General features: G+C 62.6%; 2 protein-coding genes. One reads left to right on the forward strand and one right to left on the reverse strand.

What is annotated here, in order from left to right; genetic code table 11:
* Positions 1-161: 161 nt before the first annotated feature.
* A complete protein-coding gene (locus HPC46_RS35920; protein ID WP_179476415.1) occupies positions 162-779 on the reverse strand; it encodes a TetR/AcrR family transcriptional regulator in 618 nt (205 codons plus the stop codon).
* Between the two features lie 214 nt (positions 780-993).
* Between HPC46_RS35920 and HPC46_RS34235 the strand changes: the two genes are divergently transcribed.
* Positions 994-1869: a helix-turn-helix transcriptional regulator gene (locus tag HPC46_RS34235; protein WP_179476416.1), complete on the forward strand. Its 876-nt coding sequence runs from the start codon at positions 994-996 to the stop codon at positions 1867-1869.
* Positions 1870-2021 lie beyond the last annotated feature (152 nt).

Below are 2021 nucleotides of genomic sequence, written 5' to 3' on the forward strand. Positions count from 1 at the left end.
CAGCAAATCCCGAGCCGATCAGAGCTCACCGACCGAACAGGAGGCCACCCCCGCGGCACTGACCGCCTGAACCATCACATCGAAGAATCACACGACGACGTCGTACACCACGCCCCTGGACTTGACCTGCCAGTACGCGGATTACGCCAGATGTAGACACGTCAGGTATAGCTGCGCAAGAATGCCTCTACACCATCGATCAGGACCTGATCGACCGCATCCCATGCGCCGGTTATCGTCGGATCCAAGCTGTCAAGCGCCAGCTGAAAGGTCAGCGCGACGAAGTGTTGGGCCGCACGAGCCGGGTTGTCGGTCTTGATCACTCCTTCATCGGCAAGAGCCTCCATGCGATGCACGAAGAGCTCTCGTGGCGCATTGGCCACCGACCGAGGATTACGCCTCCACGGCGTAGACCGGGTGGTCAGATACCGATAGTCGGCATAGTCCGAGGACGGGAACGCCTCCGTGGCGACCCGGCGCGTGAACGCCAGCAGCCCGGTCCGCAGATTGCAGCCCGGAGCCAACTCGTCGTCCAGCGCGGCTTGGATCGTGACCGTGAGTCGCTCGCTCACCCCGTCCAGCACCGTTGAGTAGATGAGCTCCTTGTCGCCGAAATGGTCGTAGACAGTTCGTTTGGACACTCCGGCCATCGCGGCGATGGCATCGACACTCGTCAGCTCGTAACCATTTCTGACGAAGAGCTCCCGTGCGGCATCGAGAATTGCGAGGCGCTTCTGCGCCGAGCGACCCCGCCGCCGCACTCCGTTGCCTGTTGTCATGCCACCCGTTGTCATGCCACCCGTCTTCGCGGTTTTCACCGATCTAAAACTAAACTAGTCGGTGTAGTGTAGTCTATCGCGGTGGGCAACGCGGCTCCAATGGCGCATGCAGTAGGTTCATCCTTAGCAGCAACCATGCTTGCTTCTACCGGCGGCGTCCCGACTGCCCTTCGCCGGCACAGCACCCCGATGGGGTGCCACAAGGAGGCAAACCGTGCCAATTCCCACGATCACGTTGAACGACGCCCCTCGTCCGGCCTCAGCAGGCGACCACGCTCGACGAGGAGCACTGGCGGAGTTTCTTCGAAGACGCCGAGAATCCCTTCAACCTGAAGACATCGGTATCCCCCGCCGTGGTCGCCGACGCGTCAAGGGGCTGCGACGCCACGAGGTCGCTGACGCCGCGGCGGTCAGTGTCACCTGGTACACGTGGTTAGAGCAGGGCCGCGACATCCACGCCACCCCGCAAGTCATCGAAGCCCTCGCTCGCGCCCTCCGGTTGGACGACAGCGAACACAGCTATCTGTGCCGCTTGGCCGGCGTTGCCCCCAAGCCTCTTGTGCTCGGTCGGCCATACGTCGGCGAGAGCCTGATCACCCTGGTGGATAGTCTGCTGCCGAACCCAGCCCAACTCATGCTTCCCGCAACGGATCTCATCACCTGGAACAGCGCGTATGCCTGCCTCTTCGTGGATCCCTCGACGCTGGCTGCCCAAGACCGCAATGCATTGTGGATTCAGGTCATGTGCCCCGAGGTGCGGGACCGGTTGCTCAACTGGGAGGCCGAAACCCAATTGGCAGCCGGACAGTTTCGAGCCGAGGCGGCCAAGTATCCCGGCGATCCGCACTTCGGCCGCGTCATCGACAAGCTCACCCACGACAGCGACATCTTCCGAGACATCTGGAACCGCCACGAAGTACAGGGTTTCGTAGACGACGTGAAGGCGGTGAACCACCCCGAAGTTGGAGTGGTTCGTGTCCGGTTGATCAAACTACGGCCGCTTGATCATCCTCAGCTGTTGTTGATGGTGCACATGCTCGCCGACGAGGAGTCCAGGATGCGCATGGCTCAGCTTCTCCATCTCAGCTGACCGTCGTGGCCGGCCAAGTGGTCGGTGTGTGCGGCCGCGGCCTGCTGATACAGCCGGCCCGCGCGGTAGGAGGAGCGCACCAGCGGTCCGGAGAGCACTCCGGCGAATCCCAGCCCCTCGGCGTAGGCCGCCAGCTCGACGAACTCCTCGGG

The organism is Mycolicibacterium vinylchloridicum (assembly GCF_013404075.1).
In the GTDB taxonomy this organism is placed as follows: Bacteria; Actinomycetota; Actinomycetes; order Mycobacteriales; family Mycobacteriaceae; genus Mycobacterium; species Mycobacterium vinylchloridicum.

Coding starts and splice junctions, on each gene's coding strand:
- HPC46_RS35920 (WP_179476415.1), bottom strand. CDS start 779: ATGACAACAGGCAACGGAGTGCGGCGGCGGGGTCGCTCGGCGCAGAAG.